The following is an 18,274-nucleotide window of genomic DNA, read 5'->3' as shown; positions in this document are numbered from 1 at the left end:
GAACTTCTCTCAAGGCCCCATAAACATAAAAATAACGAATCGCCCCATCGTCCGCCTGAATGCTCGACCTTCACTTCAACTTCCCCACATCTCGCAGCTTGCGATACCCTACCTCATATACCAGCTCAATCGACTGAGGCCATTACTTGACTCATCTCCGTACCGTAGCCTGCCTGCTTCCCCTCGCCGCCATCACCCTCGCGCAGTCCCCCACCACCCCGCAGGTCTTCGGCTACCGCGACTTCTCCCAGCAGGCAAAGTGGGACAAGGCCTTTATGGCCGTCCCCGACGCAAAGCTCGCCGGCGAACATCTCAAAACCCTCACCGCCGCCCCCCACTGGGCCAGCTCACCCGAGGACTACGCCACCGCCGTCTACGTCGCCGACAAATTCAAAGCTGCCGGTCTCCACACCGACATCGTCCCCTACAAAGTCCTCCTCAATAAACCCATCAAGATCGAGATCGAAGCCTTCGACGCCGACGGCAAAAAGCTCATGTCCGGCCCCACCCCCGAACACGTCGACCCCACCAAATATGGCGGCGACCCCTTCCAGGACGATCCCCGCATACTCCCCGCCTTCAACGGCTCTTCCCCCTCCGGCGACATCACCGCCGAGGTCGTCTACGTCAACTACGGCACCCTAGCCGACTTCCAGCAACTCACCAAACTCGGCATCAGCGTCAAAGACAAGATCGTCATCGTCCGCTACGGCGAAAACTTCCGAGGCATCAAGACCTACATAGCCCAGCAATATGGAGCGAAGGGTGTCCTCATCTACTCTGACCCCGCCGACGACGGCTACTTCCGCGGCGACATGTATCCCAAAGGCCCGTGGCGGCCCGAGTCAGCCGTCCAGCGCGGCTCCATCCAATTTCTCCCCATCTATCCCGGCGACCCCACAACCCCGGGCGTAGCCTCCACTGCCGATCTCTCCGACTCCAAGCGCATCCCGCAGGACAAACTGCAAAACAACCAGGCCAGCATCCCCACCAACCCCCTCTCGTACAAAGACGCCGCGCCTATCCTCAAAGCTCTCGGTGGCGCTGAATCCCCGCGCGAGTGGCAGGGCGCTCTCCCCTTCACCTACCACCTCGGAGCCGGCGGCAACCACACCAACACCAGCAAAGTCACCGTCCACATGCACCTCGAGCAGGACATCGCCCTCCGCACCATCTGGGATGTCGTCGGCACCATCGACGGCACCGACCCCGCTCAAAAAGACAACTGGGTCGTAGCCGGAAACCATCGCGACGCCTGGGTCTACGGCGCCGTTGATCCCAACTCAGGCACCGCCGCCATGCTCGAAACCGTTCACGGTCTCGGGGACCTCCTCAAACAAGGATGGAAGCCCGCACGACGCATCGTCATCTGCAGCTGGGACGCCGAAGAAGAGGGCCTCATCGGCTCAACCGAGTGGGCCGAGCAGCACGAGACGCCCCTCGCCCACGCCGTCGCCTACTTCAACACCGACGTCGGCGTAGCCGGGCCCAACTTCGACGCCGCTGCTGTCCCATCCCTCAAGCAATTCGTCCGCGAGGTCACACAAGAGGTCCCCAGCCCTAAGGGTGGCACCGTCTATGACCAGTGGAAGGCCGACCAGGCAGCTCCCAGCAACACGCGCCGCCGTCATCCCGCCGAATCAACAGACTCAGAAGTCCGCATCGGCACCCTCGGCTCCGGCTCCGACTACACCCCCTTCATCCAGCACCTCGGCGTACCCTCCACCGACATCGGCTCCGAGGGCCCTTACGGCGTCTACCACTCCGTCTTCGACAACTACAACTGGTTCATCAAATTCGCCGACCCAACCTTCGTCTACGAGCAGCAGCAGGCCCGCGTCTTTGGCCTTGAAATCCTCCACATGGCCGACACCGAGGTCCTCCCCTACGACTATCAGCTCTACGGCAAGGAGATCGTAGGCTACCTCGAAGCAGCCCAGAAACTGGCAACCACAAAAAGCCTCACCCTCGACTTCGCCCCGGCCCTTACCGCTGCCCATCGCTTCGCCGCCGCCGGCACCGCCATCCGCGCCACCCAGTCGAACCCACCCTCCAACCCCACCAGCCTCAACGAGGCCCTCCGCGGAGCGGAGCAAGCCCTTCTCAACCCCGCCGGCCTGCCCAAACGCTCCTGGTATCGCCACACCATCTACGCCCCCGGCGAGTTCACTGGCTACGCCGCCGTCGTCATCCCCGGCGTCAACGAAGGCATCGACGCCCCCGACGCCCCCCGCGCCCAGTCCCAGCTAGCCGCCCTCACCGAAGCCCTCAACCGCTCCGCCACTATCCTCGAGGCCGCCACGAAATAGCCACAAAACACCACCAAACAACCACCAAAACACCACAATTGCACCACATATAGAACACGACCTCTAGACCCTAGAAGACACAACGAGATCGCCATCCTGAGCGCGGCGAAGGAATCTGCTGCCTTTCTTGTTGTCATCCCCGAAGGGGATCTGCTGTTGCTGTTGCTGTTGCTGTTGTCGTTGCAGTTGCAGTTGTCGTTGCAGCTGCTCTTGCCCGCTCTTTTGTTGTCATTCCGCAGCGAAGCGGAGGAATCTGCTGTTAGTTTTTGCCCTTAATCCATCCCACCTAAGTTGTAGTTCTCCAAGCCCTCCGGGGGATGTCCCCATTTAGTCACCTGCCCCATGATTACTCCCAGACGGTTTAAGCCGCCCAAAGGAGACTCCCCAATGGTCCACGATCTCGTTTTAGCTTTGGTATTTCTCGCTATGATCATCGCCCCCGCGCTTCTGGCGATGCGATCCGATAAAGAGGGAAACGATATTCTGTAGATCGTCTGCCGCATTGGGACACTCCGGGGCACGTTGCTGCCGACCTACCCCCTTCCGCATCTCATTGAATTGCGGACATGGCCTCCAACTTCAGCGCTGTGGAGTTCGACCCTTGAGTCGAACCCGGCCCCGAGCCACCCTCTCAGATCCTCCACGCGGTCCCTCCCCTCCGTCGCAACAAACTCGCACCCCACCGCGAGCTAACCCAACACAAGACCCTCCCCCAAACCACAAGGGCCGCATCCGATCAGGATGCGGCCCTTGCCTTGTAATCACCGTCTCATGTTCCGAAGCACTACCCCCGCAAGGCCATCTGCTCGGTAACAATCTGTGTCAGGTCTTGCTTATGCAGACCATGCTCCTTCGCATTGAACTCATCCACCTTACTCGACCAGTTCATGCTGCAGAACTTCGGCCCGCACATGCTGCAGAATGCCGCTTCCTTGTAGTAATCATCCGGCAGCGTCTCATCGTGCATTCCACGAGCGGTCTCCGGATCAAGCGACAATGCAAACTGCTTATCCCAATCGAACGTGTACCTCGCATGCGAGATCGCATCATCCCGATCCCTTGCGCCCGGACGATGCCGCGCCACATCAGCCGCGTGAGCAGCAATCTTGTACGCAATAATTCCGTCCTTCACATCCTTCTCATTCGGCAGCCCCAGATGCTCCTTCGGAGTCACATAGCAAAGCATCGCCGCACCATGCCAACCAATCATCGCCGCGCCAATAGCCGAAGTGATGTGGTCATACCCAGGAGCAATGTCAGTCACCAGCGGCCCCAGCACATAGAACGGAGCCCCATCGCACAGCTCGACCTCTTTATCCACCTGTAGCTTGATCTGGTCCATCGGAATATGCCCCGGCCCTTCGATCATCACCTGCACATCGCTCTTCCACGCATGCCGCGTCAACTCACCCAGCGTCTTCAACTCCGCAAACTGAGCCTCATCGCTCGCATCCGCCAGACAACCCGGCCGCAGCCCATCGCCCAGCGAGTAGCTCACGTCGTACTTCGCCATGATCTTGGTAATCCGGTCAAAGTTCTCATACAAAAAGTTCTGCTTATGGTTCGAGGTCATCCACTGCGCCAGAATCGCACCACCACGACTCACAATTCCGGTGATTCGCTTCGCCACCAGCGGCACGTACTCAATCAGCACACCCGCATGAATCGTGAAGTAGTCCACTCCCTGCTGCGCCTGCTCCTCAATCACCTCAAGGTAAAGATCGATATTCAGATCCTCAACCCGCTTCACTCGCGAGAGCGCCTCATACAGAGGCACTGTCCCAATCGGCACCGGCGAATGCCGCAGAATCTGCTCCCGAATCATCGGAATATCGCCGCCCGTGGACAGATCCATCACCGTATCCGCACCAAAATGCACCGCCGTGTGCAGTTTTCGCAACTCCTCATCCACGTTCGACACCAGCGCCGAGTTCCCGATATTCGCATTGATCTTGCACAACGACTCCACCCCAATCGCCATCGGCTCCAGCTCAACGTGGTTGATATTCGCAGGGATAATCATCGTCCCCTTCGCCACCTCGCTCCGCACCAGCTCCGCCGCAATCTTCTCCCGCTGAGCGACATAAGCCATCTCCTCGGTAATCATCCCCTTGCGGGCAAAGTGCATCTGCGACATATTCGTATCGCCGGTTCGCGCCGCCTCGGCCTTCCGCTTCACAATCCACTCCGCACGCCCCGTCGGAACCTTGTAGTCATTGCCGTGCGTATGCGCCCCACCACCATTGCCGTTCGAAGCTGCGCCGTTTCCGTTTTCGCTCATAATCTCCCCTGCCTTTGCTGCCACGTTATCGAGTAAGTATACGATGCGCCCACGCAGCGCCCAGTCTCGGCCATCACCTGTTCTTTCGTCGTCATTTCGCAGCATCGAACAGTCCGCTGTTGCCGTCGCTCTTCTTGTTGTTGCCATTGCTGTTCTTGTTGTTGCTATTGCTTTTCTTGTTGTCATTCCCGAAGGGAATCTGCTGTTGCCGTTGCACGGCCTTTGTTGTCATTCCGCAGCGAAGCGGAGGAATCTGCTGTTGCCTTACATTTGTCCAGCAATAATCCAAAGCAGCCAACCATCTCCCCTCCACCGCATCCTACCCAACAGAACGAGTACGACCGTGAGTCCCCCGGCTTGAACGTTCGCCGCTCTCACAATCAAGCACTTCGAAAAACGGCGCCACACGCGCCGGCGAGAAACCTCGCGAAAATCCCAAGGAGAACCTCCCCAATGAAATTATTTTCAGAAAATATCGAAGACCTCCGCACCCTCTACATCGCCAACCTCAAAAAGGCGCTCGACATGGAGCAAAAGATCACCAAAGCCCTCCCCACCATGATCGAAAAATCAACCGACCCTCAACTCGCCACCGCCTTCCGCAACCACCTCACCGAAACCCAGGGCCACGTAGCCAAAGTTGAGAGCATCCTCCGCACCGCTACCGGCGATGCCAGCACCTCCACCTGCAAAGCCATCTCCGCGCTCGTCACCGAAGCCGAAGACAACATCAAAGACGCCACCGACCTCAGCATCCGCGACATCACCCTCATCGCCTCTGCCCAGCAAGTTGAGCACCACGAGATCGCCGTCTACGGCACCCTCCGCACCTGGGCCGAGTTACTCGGCGACGAAGAATCAGCCAACGTCCTCGACAGCATCCTGGACGAAGAGAAGAACGCAGACGAGCTCCTCTCCACCATCTCCGACAGCGTCAACACAACCGGAGTCATAGCCCAGAACGCCTACACCGGTACCACCGTATAACCCACACACAACCGCACTCTCAACCCAGAAAGCGGAGGCTTAAACCTCCGCTTTTCCGCGAATTGCATGTTCATCTATTGGTTGGTAGCATCCCTCCATGCCAGTAGCGGCCATCTATGCAGAGTGATACTGCAGACCGGATCCTCGACTCTGCTCACGCTCTCCTCGCAGAACGCGGCTACGCGGCATTTAGTTTTGCAGATATCGCCGAGATGGTGAAGATTCGCAAGCCAAGCATCCATCACCACTTTGCTTCGAAAGCGATCCTGGTCACAGCCGTCCTGAAGCAACATCGCGACACGCTCAACGCAGCCCTGAACGCTCTCACTCACAACGTCGACAGCCCTCTCCAACGCCTTGACGCCTACGTTCTGCATTGGGAGAAGTGCATCCGCGACAAAACCGAGCCCATTTGCATCGCCGCCCTGCTCGGTGCAGAACTCCCCACGCTTCCAGACGAGGTCAAGGCTGAAGTCAAACGTTACTTCCGCGACCTCAAAGAGTGGGTCCGCAAAACCTTGGAAGATGGCCGCGCCCAGGGCATCATCCAACTGCAGCAACCAGCAGCCGTTGAGGCAGAAACATTCATCGCCCTCATGCACGGCGCCATGATCTCCGCTCGAGTCTACGGGTCGAGCAAGGTCTACACCGCAGTCATGCAGGATGCCCTGCGCAGACTCGCCGCACATCCATAAATAGACGAACAATTCACCGTCGGTAGTTGAATTTTTCTGTCAAATCTGTAATCTACCAACTAGTAGGTAGTTAACGCCTGCGATTCTCAGCTTGAAAGGACCACCCATGAAGTTACCGTTCTTATCCACCATCGCCGCTCTCGCGCTCCTCTTCCCTACCGCGGCAACTCACGCACATGCGCAGACCCCGGGCCCCGTCCACAATGTAATCCTCGTACACGGCGCCTGGGCCAACGGCGCAAGCTGGTCCAAAGTCATTCCACTACTTGAAGCCAAGGGTCTGAACGTCGTCGCCGTTGAGCTCCCCCTCACTTCACTTGAAGACGATGTCGCAACCGTCAAACGCGCGATCGCCCTTGAAGACGGCCCAGTGCTTCTCGTCGGCCATTCCTACGGTGGCGTCGTAATCACAGAAGCGGGCACAGACCCCAAGGTGTCCGGCCTGGTCTACATCGCTGCCTTCGCCCCCAACGACAACGGATCCATCAATCAGTTGAGCCAGGGTGGCACGCCGCCTCCAGGCATCGCCGAACTCCGTCCCGACGCACAGGGCTTTCTGAAGATCACCCCTAAGGGCATCTCCGAGGACTTCGCTCAGGATCTCACTCCCGCAGAAAAGGCAAACCTCACCGCTACCCAGGGTCCAACCAGCGCCAAAGTGCTGAACGGCACCGTCACCACCGCAGCCTGGCATCAAAAACCATCCTGGTACGTTGTCGCCGCAAACGACCGCATGATCCCACCGGACGCAGAGCGCTTCATGGCCAAAGCTATGCATGCTGAGACCATCACGCTCCCGTCCAGCCACGTCGCCATGCTGTCGCATCCCGCACCCGTCGCAGCCCTCATCGAGAAAGCCGCCGCAACACCTGCAGACGCAAGGTAACCAGGAAACCATCCTCCCTATGAACCAACCGACGAGTTGCCTCGGCGTCACAGCCAGCAGCTCGTCGTACCCGTTCACCGTGCGTTTCAGTTCATAGTCCGTGCAGTATCTTTCCCGGCCCAACGCGTCATCCACTGCGTTCGCCAGCTGAAACCCGCAAACGCATTATCTCCTTGACTGCGAGAAAGGAGCAGATAACTTTAGAGCATCATCTGAACCCGCTATGAAAGAGCTCAACGCGACCGGAGAATCGAAGAAATGGCACGCATCTTGGATTGCTGCGGTACTGTCAGTGCCTGTGGCCGCAGGATCTATCCGGTGGGCCACGCTCGGAATGAGGACTTCGTTCTGTGTTCTGCTGCTGAGTTTTTCGTTAGCTATCGGATTGCTTTGGATCGTGACCAGATGGCAAAAGCATTTCATAGCCAAAATTCTCATTTCGATACTGTTGGCAATATGCACCGGAGTGGCTCTTCAGTGGGTTTATCTGTATGAGCGGCCAAACTTGTACTCTGAAATCCATTCGATAGCAATTCCTGCATCTCCGGACGGCACGTTTTTGCTGAACATTAGAGTATCGGTAAGAAATTTAGGCAGGGTGCCGGGATATATCGAGAGAGTAAGTCTGGTGCTGACCATCGATGCATCTTCGTCGATTGGGAAACAAATCGATGCACAGACTCTGCCGTTAGGGGCAGCGAAAGAACCCGAACTGAATAACCAGAAATTTACTACTGGAGAGCCAGTGAGCGGTTGGCTCTTCTTCAGCTTTCCCGGCATGTCTCATAGTTCCATCGCTCGATATTTTGAATGCGACTCACCATTGCTCGATACAGTTAGTCTCAGACTGTCGGCTTGGGAGAGTGGTTCTGACCGCGTGTTTAGTGATTTCAAGAAACTAAAAGACTTGGGAAAAGACGCATGCATACCGCCCAATCCAACGGGCTCGTCGTCTACCAAACAGAAAGAGACGAAGTGATAGAGGCATTCACTCCTCTACCGAGAGCAATTTGGGGGATTACCATCAAAGATATGAAGACACGGACGCGGATCGCGCTTCTGGTATCGGTGCTCACCGCGTCAGGACTGGTAGCGCTCGCTATAGCTTCTGCTGTTCTGGCCAGCGAAAGCCCTTTGACACACGAACAGGCCATGCGGATGAGTACAGCGGCAAATGCCCTTTGGTTCAGTTTCTTGCTGTTTCAAATTCCGATTGTCTGGTTGATATTGCGCGGCCTTTGGGCTTATCGAAACCTACTACAGATTCCAATAGCGTTCTTAGGATCGGTACTATGTTCGCTCGGCGGTGGCGTCTTATTTTTACTTATTGCTGAGAACGGATGGTATCGTCTAGCTCTCCATTTCAAGTAGTTGGCTTTGTGCTGTCCAATGCCCGGAATTCCATTCTTTCCTCTTCGCTGGTCATTACACGAAAGAACAGTTAACCTCACTTGATTCCAGGAATCTTAAATTCTTGTCAACCCCGACAGTCGCTCAAACCCGCTCCCAGCAAGGCTTTTGACGTGGCGTATTCCCCCGTCCCAATAACGTAAAATAGAAGAAGTAAAGCAAGTTGAGCGCGATTGATCTCGAATCCCATCGCATGACGTGCAACTGCAACATAACAAGTATTTTAGGCGTAACCCATTTGAATAGAATATTTTAGAGACACACCCCTACTGTAAGTTGTTCATTCGAATGCTCTTCCTTGCAAGATACCTGGGTGGGGGAGGGGGTACCTGACACTAGAGGTGCTACCCAAATCGAACACGGAAACGTAGACTGAAAGACGGAAGACCATGGCAGACGCAACTCGCAAAAGTCCGATCAAGATCATCGCCGCAGCCGTAATCATCCTCGCTACGGTCGCCTACCTCTCGTTCACTGGCGGCCGCGACAACAAGAGCTACTACGTCACCATCGGCGAGCTTCAGGGCATGGGAAACAAGGCCTACGTTCGCCACCTTCGCGTAGCTGGCAACGTCGCACCCGGCAGCATCCACCGTGTCGGCACCAACGCCACCTTCGATCTCATCGAGCAGGGCCGCAAACTCTCCGTCGCCTATCAAGGCTCTGAGCCGCCACCCGACACCTTCAAGGATGACGCACAGGCTCTCGCCGTCGGCACCTACGGCCACGACGGCGTCTTCCACGCCACGCAGCTTCAGGCCAAATGCGCCTCGAAGTACGCCCCGGCGACTCCCTCTGCAACTCCAACCACCACCGCGACTGCCCTTCCCGCAACCAAATAATCCGCCGCGCACAAAAAATATGACGCAGACGGCTGAGACAACTCGCACCACCACAATCCCAGCCGCTGCAGAGGCAGATTGCGTCTCGCTCGACTCCGTCTCCAAGATCTATGGCAGCTTCGCCGCTCTCCGCAACGTTTCGACAAGCTTCTGTGCGGGCTCCTGCACCGTCATCCTCGGCGAAAACGGCGCCGGGAAATCCACCCTTCTACGCATCATCGCGGGCCTCATCACACCCACACGCGGCAAGGTCGAAGTCTTCTCAGCAAGCCCACACGACCAGCGTCGTCGCATGGCCTACATGAGCCACTCCCCCATGCTCTACGACGAACTCACCGCCATGGAGAACCTCAACTACTTCGCCTCGCTGCACCGCGACGGTGGTTGCGCCTGCGTCGGCAGCCCCGAGATGGCACTCCGCGCCGTCGGCCTCGACCCGAAGCTCGCGCGGCCCGTCGGACAATACTCGCAAGGCATGCGCCAACGCACCTCCCTCGCCCGAGTCCTCCAGACCGACCCCGAACTTCTCCTCCTCGACGAGCCCTTCTCCAACCTTGACGTCGCCTCAGCCCGCCACATGGTCGAACTCCTCGCCGACTTCCGCACCTGGCCCGTCGCTGGCGGTGGAAACCGCAGCATCATCCTCACTACTCACCAGTCCGCACTCGCCGAACCCATCGCCAACCGCACCCTGATCATGAGCAACGGCCAGATCGTAGACGCGGCAGCGGAACCTGCCGGGTGACGACGTGAAGACCGCTCACCCAGCCAAGACCAACGCCGCCCGCCTCCTCGACACCCTCGGCATCCCCTACGAGTTGCGCCCATACGAAGTCGATCCTGACGACCTCACCGCCATCTCCGTCGCCCGCAAGATAGGCCTCCCCCCCGAGCAGGTCTTCAAAACCCTCGTCGCCCACACGAACACCGGCGACCACCTCTTCGCCGTCATCCCCGGCGACGCCGAGCTCGACCTCAAAAAGCTTGCCCATGCCGCCGGAGCAAAAAAGGCCGAACTAGCATCCCTCAAAGATGTCGAACCGCTCACCGGCTACATCCGCGGAGGAGTCACCGTCATGGGCGCGAAGAAACCCTTCCCTGCTTACGCTGACGAGACCATCGAACTCTTTGACCAGATCTCTGTCTCAGCCGGCCAACGTGGTCTCCAGCTCATCCTCGCCCCAGCCGACTACCTCCGCGCCGCCGAAGCAACCATCACGGACCTCACCAAAGGCCCAGCTCCGGCATGAAGTACCTCTGGCACGTCCTCGATCATCTCCGCAAAGACCTCCGCCTCGAATGGCGCTCCCGCGACTCCATCAACGGAATGCTCTTCTTCGCTCTCCTGGTCGTCGTAGTCTTCGGCCTCGCCTTTGACCCCACGAGCTTCCCCACCGTGACACGTCAGATCTCCGGCGGAATCCTATGGGTCGCGCTGCTCTTCGCCTCCATCACCGCCCTCAACCAGTCCTGGGGACGCGAACAGCGTAACAACGTCCTCGAAGCCCAGCGCATGGCCCCCTCCCCCGCTTCAGCGCTCTTTCTTGGCAAAGCCATCGCCAACATGCTCTTCGTTCTCGTCGTCGAAGCGGTCCTGGCCCCCATCTTCATCGTCTTCTTCAACCTCCATGCCCTCGGCAATCTCTGGCTCCTCGCCCTGATTCTCCCTCTCGGCACCTGGGCTCTGGTCGTCAACGGGACCTTTTTTGCTGCCCTCGGCCTTCGCGCTCGCAATCGCGAGCTACTTCTCCCCCTGCTACTCCTACCCATATCCCTACCCGCCATCCTCGCGATGGTTCAGGCCACCACCGGCGTCCTCACCGCCGATCTCGACCCCATTCAGATCAATACCTGGATCAAGCAACTCGCCGGTTACGACATCATCTTCACAACGGTCTGTATCCTGCTCTTTGAGACCGTGCTGAACGCTGAATGACGGCTTTCGCGATAAACTAAAAGTATGGAGCAGCGCACCCCCACTCTCCGAAACGTCGCCTGGCTCTGGTTCGGAATCAGTGTCGCTGTCCTCATTGTCGGTTTTCGACAAGCGATCTTCCTCGTCCCCACAGACGCGGCTCAAGGAAACACCGGACGCATCTTCTACTATCACGTCCCGATCGCGATGCTGAGTCTGATCTTTCCCTACATCAACTTCGCAGCTTCGCTCTTCTATCTTTACTGGCGCCGCCGAGACCCCCTCAAAGCCCTGACAGCCGACGCCCTCGCTCTCAGCACCGCCGAAGTCACGGTCGTCTACGCCAGTATCTGCCTGCTTACCGGCATGCTCTGGGGACGCGCCACATGGGGCATCTGGTGGACCTGGGACCCGCGCCTCACCAGCATGCTTCTGCTTTGGCTCTTATATATGAGCTACCTCATGCTCCGCCGCTTCTCCTCCACCGGCCAAACTCACACCCTGGCCGCGGTTCTGTCCGTATTCGCCGCGGTTGACGTACCCATCGTCTACATGTCCATCCGGTGGTGGCGTACCCAACACCCTGCCCCAGTCTTCGGCGGCGGACCCGATTCGGGTGTCGACCCATCCATGCTTCCAGCCTTCTTCTGGAACCTGGCTGGATGGTCGTTGTGGGGCATTTGCATCGTAATCTTCCGCTTCTCGCTAGAGCGTCGCCGCCAGTTCGCCGAGCAGGAAGCTGCTCTGAAAGCCATTGAAGCTTCGCTGGAGATTCCGCAATGACCTGGAAGTCGTTCTTTGACCTAAGCACCATGCCTCACCGGCATCTGCTCTTCGCTTACGTTTCAGTTCTGGTTATCCAGGGGGGCTATTTCTGCTGGGTCGTCTGGAACTGGTTCCACATTCGGAGCACGCGCCGTTAAACCCTCAGGTCTTGCCGCGTTCGTGCCGCCTGAACAAACTCCAGATGAACTCCGAGATAAACTCCCAACAGTGCCCACCCCTCACCACCGTCTTTTTTTTCGCCGCGCTGTTACTGCAGCCACGCTCCTCATCGGCATATCCGGCTGCCGCCGAAGCAGCTTCCCTGACGTCCCCGACGGCTACCGGGAGTTCGCATACATCAGCAACGACGGCTCGAATACAGTCACAGTTCTCGATCTCGTCTATCTCCGTCAGGATAGAACCCTTCAGGTAGGCGCCAATCCCATCGCTTTGGCTGTCAATCCCATTCGCAACGAGGTCTACGTCGCCAACAGTCAATCCGGGACGGTTTCGGTGATCGATGCAAATGCCAATCGCGTCGTTGCCACGATTCCCGTTCATCACCAGCCTAAATTCATTACCGTTGATCCGTCTGGCCACCGCGCGTACGTTGTCAATTCCGCATCGAACAGTGTGAGCACACTCGATCTTGATCGTCGCCGAGAGATTGGTGCTGCAGGTACTGGCGAACAGCCTGAACTCGCACGCATCTCACCCGACGGCCGCAGTCTCGTCGTCAGCAATCACGGCAGCGGCAGTGTTTCCATCTTCGATGTGACCCCCTATAACACCGCTGCTGCTGGGTCTGAGCCAGCGATACGCCTTCGCTCGACATTCTCAGGCTGCCCCAGCTCTGCTGACATCGCGATTCTTCCTGACTCCGCGAAGGCATTTGTAGCGTGTTCAGCGGGTCATCAGATCATGGCACTTAGTCTTGCAGCAGCTCCGGGATCGTGGGCAGCGAAGCAAAATCCTGCACTCCTAACCGACCACCTGCTGGTGTTCCTCGATGTCGGCAAATCCCCTGTTCACCTAGCGATGAAGCCGGATGGCGGCGAGATATTTGTCTCCAACTTCGGATCGGACAGCATCTCTGAGATCTCGACCTGGACCAATGAAGTTGGGGGGACTTACACCATCGGGAGTGGGCCAAAGTACGGAGTCGTGAGTCACGATAACAGCATGTTGTGGGTGTCGAACTCGGGTGCAGACTCGATCGGTTTGTACAGTATTGACGACGGGAAGCTTGCTGGGAGCGTGCGTACCGGCTCGGGGCCCGATGCGCTCGCATTCTCTGCGGATGAGCATCTTCTGCTTGCTGCGGACACGCATTCGGGCGACATTGCGGTGGTTCGAACACAAGGAAAGCAGGGACCTGCGCTCTTCACGATCCTTCCCGCAGGCAGTTCGCCTAACGCGATCGTCGTCAAAGCCATTCGTGGGAAGACATAATTTTCCAAAAAAAGTTGCGTGGTGGCGCGGGCAGAGAATTGCCACTTTTGCTGGCGTTTTTTGATAGGGGTTGCGGAAAAACCTCTTGTTTTGCGTGGTGTTTTGGTGGTCAAAACGTGGTGGGACGCATGGTAAAGATGGTCGCTTAGCGCACACTTTTGGCAGAGCAAAAAATACGCCAACTTTTCAAAGTATTTTTTTCTAAACCTGCCGCGCCAGTACCAGGGTGATGTCGTCCGGCTGCTCATCGGCGCCGATCCAGGCGTCCAGGGCCTGCATCACCTGGCTGGAGATGACATGCAGGGGCTGATCGCGGTACCGGGCGACCACCTCCATCAACCGCTCCTCGCCGAACTCGCCGAAGTCGTTCTCCGGCTCAGTAACGCCGTCTGAGTAGGCCACCATGATGTCACCAGGCAGCATCTTGAAGCGGTCTTCTTCGTAGTGCATGCCGTCCATGAGGCCGACGACTGTTCCGCCCTTGTCCAGCCTGCGAATGCTTCCGTCCCTGCTCAGCACCAGGGGCGGCAACTGCCCCGCATTCGAGTAGGTCATCATTGCCGAGCCTGCGTCATAGTGGGAGAGGAATAGGGTCGCGTACTTCTCCGGCTGCGTGCTTCGGTAGAGATGGCGATTGAGCAACGATAAGATGCGTCCCGGAGATTGAAACAGCTCATCGAAGTCACCACCGCGAGCTTCTCTGCTAGCCATTAATCCGGCTACGCTTGATTCGCTGTAGACAAGCTCTTCGCTGGCAAAGCGGTAGGCGCGAACAGCAGAGTGAAGCGTCGCCATCAGCAGCGCCGCAGAGATTCCCTTGCCGCTGATGTCGCCGATCGCGATGCCGACGCCGGTCTCCCGACGGTTGATCATGCCCGCATGCGCCTCTTCGTGGAAGACGAGAAAGTCGTAGTAGTCACCGCTGACCGAGCGCGCCGGGCGGCAGACTCCGTGCAGTTCAAGCGTGTCCAGGCCCTGCGCGTGCAGAGGAAAGAGGTTCGCCTGGACCTCCTGTGCGATTGAAATCTCGCTCTGCAGCCGCTCCTTCTCTTTCTGTTCTTCAAGGAGCCTCTTGAGAGATCCTGCCATCGTGTTGAACGACCGGCTCAACTCTGCAAGCTGATCGGTACGCTGGACGCCGATGCGATAGTCGAGATCGCCGCGGTCGATGTGCTGCGTCGCGCTGTAGAGATCCGCCACGGACGCGGTGATGGTACGGCTTAGACGTATTGCCATCCACAGCGCGAGCAGTTCGATGATCGCGAAGATGACGCACAACGATACGATAGCGATGCGCAGCACGTTCGTCACAATTCCGCTGAGGGATGCTCCGAACAACTGGTTGTATAGCAGTGACGGACGTGATTCGACAGCAAAGAAGACGCTGTCAGGTCTGCCAGTATCCCAGTCCGTTATCGGCAACGTCGAAGTAAAGCTCACCGGCACGTCCACCACATTGATCGACGGCGGCTCCGTACCACCGACGATCCACGATCGTCTAGTGGCCTTCGAGTCGTTCTCTTGCGCAGTGGATCCTGTGCCTTTTGGCTTTGAAGCCAGACTGCGTTGATCAGCCTGAGCTGCTGAACTACCCTCTTTCGCCTCGTTCGAGCCGCTTCCTGCACGCACCGGCAGCAGACTTGCATGGCCCAGGCCCTCCGCAACGATCGTCAAAACGGGGCCATCTACGGGAAGGCTGGACATCAGGCTGAAGATCCTTCCATCCTTCCATCTTTGTTGCTGGACCGCGACGAGGAACAGGTCACTGCCATCGAGAACCAGTCCGGAGTAGTGATCTCCGTTCAACTCCGTTGCCCAGGGAGGCAATCCGAACGGAGTCTTGCCATTCGGACCTGAATCGAATTTGACCGGTACGCCGTTAAGGAACGCCTGCATCTCACGATGCAACCTCATCCGAGGAAGCTCCAGCGCGATAGACCGCTCGCTCTCGGCAATAACGCCCGTTGAAGCTTCTACTGAACCTGGCGACTGACGTTCCAGGTCCTGTGCGATTCGCTCTGCACGATGTTCATTCTCGACGCTCATCTGGGCCAACTCTGCCTGCAGTCGCGAGTCGGCAAGATGGATGGCAAACTGACCGGCGGCAACATAGGCCACCACGGCTACCAGCGTCACAAACAGGACCACTGGTGCGAGACCGATTAACAGATAGGTCAGCACCAGCTTGTTACGCAGGCTCCAGAGCATGTGCTTCCGGATGAACTGCCAGATCAATGGCACAGCAACGGCCACGAGAGCAAGGCCGACAAAGAGTTGCATGATGCCAAGAAAGTTCCCGAATGCTCCGGGAATCCAACGGCGTACAAACAGTACGACGAACCATACCCCGAGCCAGAATGCCGCTCCGGCTAATCCTGTCGGAATCCGTCTCCTCCACGACCTGGGCTCACGCGGCCGGTCAGAGCTAATCGGATTTTGCATCGTTTGCCGCCTCCCGCTCCGCCTGACGTGCAAGCCTCAAGGTATACCGCGTAGCTGAAAAGTGTGCGCCTGCCAGTAGAAGCAACCCGGACAGGAACGCCCACATCATCAGCCCTACTGAAATATAAAACGGACCGTACACGGACTGAAAATCCAGCCACGGAAGCGCCTTAATATAGAGGACCTTCGCCGCCTGCCAGAGAAGGCCAACAACGATCGCGGTAGGAAGGACCGCACGCGCCGGAACCTTTCGATAGGGCAACACCCAATAGATGAGGAAAAAGAGGAGAATACCGGCGAGTCCGGCGCTTAACCGTAGAAATCCGTACGAGATGAAGTGATAGATAGCGTTCTCGGTGTGCCCGAAGAAGAGCCACGAGAGGATCGTCTGCTGGCTTGCCGTGGACGCGACTGAGCCCATCGCGAGGACGCCGACCGCAAATGCAAGGCCCAGCGATACGACCTGATTGTGAAGATAACTACGGTTTTGCCGGACGCCCCAGACGCGGTTCAACGCGACCTCCAACGGTAAAAACACTCCCGTCGAGGTGACCAGCAGCATGACGAGCGAGAATATCTGTGTTCCCTTGTGAGGATGGGCCAGAAGCTGCATGTTGCGCATGACGAAGTCTTGCCCGACGGGTAAAAGATTCTTCATCATGTCGCCGACGACCTCCTCCATCGACCGCGAATGGAAGACGTTGCGACTGAGCGTGAGCAGCAGCACGATGAAGGGAAATAGCGAGAGAATTACGTTGGCTGCGACGCTGAATGCGTAGGTATGGACCTCAGTACGAGCCATGTAACGAGCTAGCGCGACGATCTGCGCCGATATACCGTAATCGCGGATGACCGGCGCGACCTCTTCGATCGGCTTTGGTGGCAGCTCCGGCTGATCGGCATTGGTGGAGACGGAGTTTGCGGACTTGTCAGGCAAGATGGAGGGCATAGAAGAGTTCGAAGCGGGATTGCGATCGCCGTTGTTCACTCCGATGCTAGCAGAGGGAGTTGTTTTGCCTCCCACTTGAAAGCGGTACTTCGTCACCGCGCGGAGTTTCAGGTCACATTGGCCTGACCATCGAGTCTAATCGGGTCTCTGGATGCGTCTTAGCGCCCACTCTGCGGACTCCGCCAGGACGGGATCTTCCCCCTCGCTCCACTGCTTCAATTGGTCGATGAATCGGTCTTCTCCACTGTTTCCCATTGCAATCGCGACGTTACGATGAAGCCGCTTGCGCCGGGTCCGCTCGAGGGGTGAACCTTTAAACCATTGCTTGAACTCTGCTGCATCCATCCCGGCAAGCCATTCGAGCGCAGGATTGATGAGTTGATTTCGCGCCAGCATGCCGTGGTGGAAAGAGACCGGTGCGCGGCGGTTCCACGGGCAGACGTCCTGGCAGATATCACACCCGAAGACCTGGCGGCCCATCGGTGCGCGTAGCTCTTCCGCGATACTGCCTTTCTTTTCGATCGTCAGGTACGCAATGCAGCGGGAGGCGTCCATCTCGCGCGGAGCAACCAGCGCATCTGTGGGGCATGCGTCGATGCACCGCGTGCAGCTTCCGCATCGATCGGCTGCTACGTGGCGTTCTACGCCGGACGCTACCGGCAGCGAAGTAATGATGACGCCGAGGAGCAGCCACGAACCGAGCTTCTGATCGATGATGCAGGTATTTTTGCCGATCCATCCGATCCCGGCCTTCGCAGCCGCGGCCCGCTCGACGAGGGGGCCGGTGTCAACGTAGGAACGCGTCTCACAGGCGAACCGCTCGCGCAGCTCCGACTCCACTTTTCGCAAGCGGCTTAATAGCTCTTCGTGATAGTCAGTGGGGGCGAGTTCGTCTGCATCCTCATCCTCGCCTTTGCTTCGCCCGCTCCACGCGTAGCGAGCGATCCAGCCTGTATCGGGAGGAGCGTCGTCGATAGAGAGTGGCCCCGTGGCGTTGTAGTTAAGGGCACAGACAATGACTGACTGCGCCCACGGCATTGCTACTTGCACGTCGCTCCGCAGCAGGACTCCCTGCTCGTTGCGGCGCTTTAGATACTCCATCTCGCCTGCTCTGCCGGCGGATATCCATTTGGTAAATCGCTCCGCATCGACGCTATCGCCGCCAGTGTCTGAGCTAGCAGCGATGACAGGCGCCACCCCGGCAGTATCAAAACCGGATGCTACGGCCAGTTCGCGTAGCCACAACTCAAGCTCGGGTGTCCAGTATTGACTCTGCAAATTCCTTACTCCCCAGCCGAAGCGTGCGTTTCGGTTGCTTTCAGGATAAATCCGTCGACTGAG

General features: G+C 57.9%; 16 protein-coding genes. 11 read left to right on the top strand and 5 right to left on the bottom strand.

Annotated features, from left to right (window positions below; genetic code table 11):
• Positions 1-146 precede the first annotated feature (146 nt).
• Entirely contained in the window at positions 147-2,309 is a 2,163-nt protein-coding gene (locus RBB82_RS19340; RefSeq protein ID WP_433972378.1) for a M28 family metallopeptidase, read from the top strand.
• Positions 2,310-3,093: 784 nt separating this feature from the next.
• On the opposite strand, the gene thiC is transcribed toward RBB82_RS19340, so the two are convergent.
• Complete coding sequence (gene thiC / locus RBB82_RS19335) at positions 3,094-4,590, bottom strand: phosphomethylpyrimidine synthase ThiC (RefSeq protein WP_433972377.1); 1,497 nt, start codon at positions 4,588-4,590, stop codon at positions 3,094-3,096.
• 91 nt (positions 4,591-4,681) lie between these two features.
• On the bottom strand, positions 4,682-4,888 hold the full coding sequence (locus RBB82_RS19330) for a hypothetical protein (RefSeq protein WP_433972376.1): 207 nt from the start codon (positions 4,886-4,888) through the stop codon (positions 4,682-4,684).
• A gap of 155 nt (positions 4,889-5,043) precedes the next feature.
• Between RBB82_RS19330 and RBB82_RS19325 the strand changes: the two genes are divergently transcribed.
• The 10 genes from RBB82_RS19325 to RBB82_RS19280 all read left to right on the top strand — a co-directional run bounded on the left by RBB82_RS19325 (position 5,044) and on the right by RBB82_RS19280 (position 13,542).
• Positions 5,044-5,577: a ferritin-like domain-containing protein gene (locus RBB82_RS19325; protein WP_433972375.1), complete on the top strand. Its 534-nt coding sequence runs from the start codon at positions 5,044-5,046 to the stop codon at positions 5,575-5,577.
• 116 nt (positions 5,578-5,693) lie between these two features.
• A complete protein-coding gene (locus RBB82_RS19320) occupies positions 5,694-6,272 on the top strand; it encodes a TetR/AcrR family transcriptional regulator (RefSeq protein ID WP_433972374.1) in 579 nt (192 codons plus the stop codon).
• A gap of 106 nt (positions 6,273-6,378) precedes the next feature.
• Complete coding sequence (locus tag RBB82_RS19315; RefSeq protein WP_433972373.1) at positions 6,379-7,158, top strand: alpha/beta fold hydrolase; 780 nt, start codon at positions 6,379-6,381, stop codon at positions 7,156-7,158.
• Between the two features lie 223 nt (positions 7,159-7,381).
• Positions 7,382-8,137, top strand: a complete 756-nt coding sequence (locus RBB82_RS19310; RefSeq protein ID WP_433972372.1) for a hypothetical protein — start codon at positions 7,382-7,384, stop codon at positions 8,135-8,137.
• A gap of 820 nt (positions 8,138-8,957) precedes the next feature.
• Positions 8,958-9,410, top strand: coding sequence for a cytochrome c maturation protein CcmE (locus tag RBB82_RS19305; protein ID WP_433972371.1), 453 nt, complete (start codon positions 8,958-8,960; stop codon positions 9,408-9,410).
• 19 nt (positions 9,411-9,429) lie between these two features.
• On the top strand, positions 9,430-10,155 hold the full coding sequence (locus RBB82_RS19300; protein WP_433972370.1) for an ABC transporter ATP-binding protein: 726 nt from the start codon (positions 9,430-9,432) through the stop codon (positions 10,153-10,155).
• 4 nt (positions 10,156-10,159) lie between these two features.
• Entirely contained in the window at positions 10,160-10,660 is a 501-nt protein-coding gene (ybaK, locus tag RBB82_RS19295; RefSeq protein WP_433972369.1) for a Cys-tRNA(Pro) deacylase, read from the top strand.
• Positions 10,657-11,346: a heme exporter protein CcmB gene (locus RBB82_RS19290; RefSeq protein WP_433972368.1), complete on the top strand. Its 690-nt coding sequence runs from the start codon at positions 10,657-10,659 to the stop codon at positions 11,344-11,346. The genes ybaK and RBB82_RS19290 overlap by 4 nt, the downstream gene beginning before the upstream one ends.
• A gap of 24 nt (positions 11,347-11,370) precedes the next feature.
• Positions 11,371-12,108, top strand: a complete 738-nt coding sequence (gene ccsA / locus RBB82_RS19285; RefSeq protein ID WP_433972367.1) for a cytochrome c biogenesis protein CcsA — start codon at positions 11,371-11,373, stop codon at positions 12,106-12,108.
• Positions 12,109-12,318: 210 nt separating this feature from the next.
• Entirely contained in the window at positions 12,319-13,542 is a 1,224-nt protein-coding gene (locus RBB82_RS19280) for a YncE family protein (RefSeq protein WP_433972366.1), read from the top strand.
• Between the two features lie 201 nt (positions 13,543-13,743).
• Here RBB82_RS19280 and RBB82_RS19275 read toward each other — a convergent pair whose 3' ends face one another.
• From RBB82_RS19275 to queG, 3 genes are all read right to left on the bottom strand, one after another.
• Entirely contained in the window at positions 13,744-15,984 is a 2,241-nt protein-coding gene (locus RBB82_RS19275) for a PP2C family protein-serine/threonine phosphatase (RefSeq protein WP_433972365.1), read from the bottom strand.
• The gene (locus RBB82_RS19270) at positions 15,968-16,933 is read right to left on the bottom strand and encodes a YihY/virulence factor BrkB family protein (RefSeq protein WP_433972364.1); all 966 of its coding nucleotides are present in this window, start codon (positions 16,931-16,933) and stop codon (positions 15,968-15,970) included. Before RBB82_RS19270 ends, RBB82_RS19275 begins: the two co-directional genes overlap by 17 nt.
• Before the next feature lie 135 nt (positions 16,934-17,068).
• Positions 17,069-18,211, bottom strand: a complete 1,143-nt coding sequence (gene queG / locus RBB82_RS19265; protein ID WP_433972363.1) for a tRNA epoxyqueuosine(34) reductase QueG — start codon at positions 18,209-18,211, stop codon at positions 17,069-17,071.
• Between the last annotated feature and the right edge of the window lie 63 nt (positions 18,212-18,274).

The sequence above is a fragment of the Tunturiibacter lichenicola genome (genome assembly GCF_051013355.1).
Taxonomy (GTDB): Bacteria; Acidobacteriota; Terriglobia; order Terriglobales; family Acidobacteriaceae; genus Edaphobacter; species Edaphobacter lichenicola_F.
This window is presented reverse-complemented; position numbering and strand designations above follow the sequence as displayed.

Coding starts and splice junctions, on each gene's coding strand:
- RBB82_RS19325 (WP_433972375.1), top strand. CDS start 5,044: ATGAAATTATTTTCAGAAAATATCGAAGACCTCCGCACCCTCTACATC.
- RBB82_RS19315 (WP_433972373.1), top strand. CDS start 6,379: ATGAAGTTACCGTTCTTATCCACCATCGCCGCTCTCGCGCTCCTCTTC.
- RBB82_RS19290 (WP_433972368.1), top strand. CDS start 10,657: ATGAAGTACCTCTGGCACGTCCTCGATCATCTCCGCAAAGACCTCCGC.
- RBB82_RS19310 (WP_433972372.1), top strand. CDS start 7,382: ATGAAAGAGCTCAACGCGACCGGAGAATCGAAGAAATGGCACGCATCT.
- RBB82_RS19305 (WP_433972371.1), top strand. CDS start 8,958: ATGGCAGACGCAACTCGCAAAAGTCCGATCAAGATCATCGCCGCAGCC.
- RBB82_RS19275 (WP_433972365.1), bottom strand. CDS start 15,984: ATGCAAAATCCGATTAGCTCTGACCGGCCGCGTGAGCCCAGGTCGTGG.
- ccsA (WP_433972367.1), top strand. CDS start 11,371: ATGGAGCAGCGCACCCCCACTCTCCGAAACGTCGCCTGGCTCTGGTTC.
- thiC (WP_433972377.1), bottom strand. CDS start 4,590: ATGAGCGAAAACGGAAACGGCGCAGCTTCGAACGGCAATGGTGGTGGG.
- RBB82_RS19270 (WP_433972364.1), bottom strand. CDS start 16,933: ATGCCCTCCATCTTGCCTGACAAGTCCGCAAACTCCGTCTCCACCAAT.
- RBB82_RS19300 (WP_433972370.1), top strand. CDS start 9,430: ATGACGCAGACGGCTGAGACAACTCGCACCACCACAATCCCAGCCGCT.
- RBB82_RS19320 (WP_433972374.1), top strand. CDS start 5,694: ATGCAGAGTGATACTGCAGACCGGATCCTCGACTCTGCTCACGCTCTC.